The 1654-nt window shown below is 52.8% G+C and carries 1 rRNA gene; it reads left to right on the forward strand.

The features are described 5' to 3' along the window. The first annotated feature begins 61 nt into the window (after positions 1-61). A 16S ribosomal RNA gene (locus tag AACS00_RS05865) occupies positions 62-1606 on the forward strand. Positions 1607-1654 lie beyond the last annotated feature (48 nt).

The raw sequence follows: 1654 nt of genomic DNA on the forward strand, positions 1-1654 counted from the left end.
TAATAGCTTTGAATTACTTATGGTAGTTTAAAGTCAGTATTCATTGAGCCACAAAAAACTTAAATTGAAGAGTTTGATCATGGCTCAGATTGAACGCTGGCGGCAGGCCTAACACATGCAAGTCGAGCGGTAACAGGAAGGAAGCTTGCTTTCTTTGCTGACGAGCGGCGGACGGGTGAGTAATGCCTGGGAAATTGCCCTGATGTGGGGGATAACCATTGGAAACGATGGCTAATACCGCATGATGCCTACGGGCCAAAGAGGGGGACCTTCGGGCCTCTCGCGTCAGGATATGCCCAGGTGGGATTAGCTAGTTGGTGAGGTAATGGCTCACCAAGGCGACGATCCCTAGCTGGTCTGAGAGGATGATCAGCCACACTGGAACTGAGACACGGTCCAGACTCCTACGGGAGGCAGCAGTGGGGAATATTGCACAATGGGCGCAAGCCTGATGCAGCCATGCCGCGTGTATGAAGAAGGCCTTCGGGTTGTAAAGTACTTTCAGTGGTGAGGAAGGGGGTGTGGTTAATAGCCATATTCTTTGACGTTAGCCACAGAAGAAGCACCGGCTAACTCCGTGCCAGCAGCCGCGGTAATACGGAGGGTGCGAGCGTTAATCGGAATTACTGGGCGTAAAGCGCATGCAGGTGGTTTGTTAAGTCAGATGTGAAAGCCCGGGGCTCAACCTCGGAGTTGCATTTGAAACTGGCAGGCTAGAGTACTGTAGAGGGGGGTAGAATTTCAGGTGTAGCGGTGAAATGCGTAGAGATCTGAAGGAATACCGGTGGCGAAGGCGGCCCCCTGGACAGATACTGACACTCAGATGCGAAAGCGTGGGGAGCAAACAGGATTAGATACCCTGGTAGTCCACGCTGTAAACGATGTCTACTTGGAGGTTGTGGCCTTGAGCCGTGGCTTTCGGAGCTAACGCGTTAAGTAGACCGCCTGGGGAGTACGGTCGCAAGATTAAAACTCAAATGAATTGACGGGGGCCCGCACAAGCGGTGGAGCATGTGGTTTAATTCGATGCAACGCGAAGAACCTTACCTACTCTTGACATCCAGAGAATCCTGCGGAGACGCGGGAGTGCCTTCGGGAGCTCTGAGACAGGTGCTGCATGGCTGTCGTCAGCTCGTGTTGTGAAATGTTGGGTTAAGTCCCGCAACGAGCGCAACCCTTATCCTTGTTTGCCAGCACGTAATGGTGGGAACTCCAGGGAGACTGCCGGTGATAAACCGGAGGAAGGTGGGGACGACGTCAAGTCATCATGGCCCTTACGAGTAGGGCTACACACGTGCTACAATGGCGCATACAGAGGGCGGCGAGCTAGCGATAGTGAGCGAATCCCAAAAAGTGCGTCGTAGTCCGGATTGGAGTCTGCAACTCGACTCCATGAAGTCGGAATCGCTAGTAATCGTGGATCAGAATGCCACGGTGAATACGTTCCCGGGCCTTGTACACACCGCCCGTCACACCATGGGAGTGGGCTGCAAAAGAAGCAGGTAGTTTAACCTTCGGGAGGACGCTTGCCACTTTGTGGTTCATGACTGGGGTGAAGTCGTAACAAGGTAGCGCTAGGGGAACCTGGCGCTGGATCACCTCCTTACGTAAAGATTGTGCATTGATGAGTGTTCACACAGATTGATTTGGTTTA

The sequence above is a fragment of the Vibrio sp. 11986-1-5 genome (genome assembly GCF_963878025.1).
GTDB lineage: Bacteria > Pseudomonadota > Gammaproteobacteria > Enterobacterales > Vibrionaceae > Vibrio > Vibrio injensis.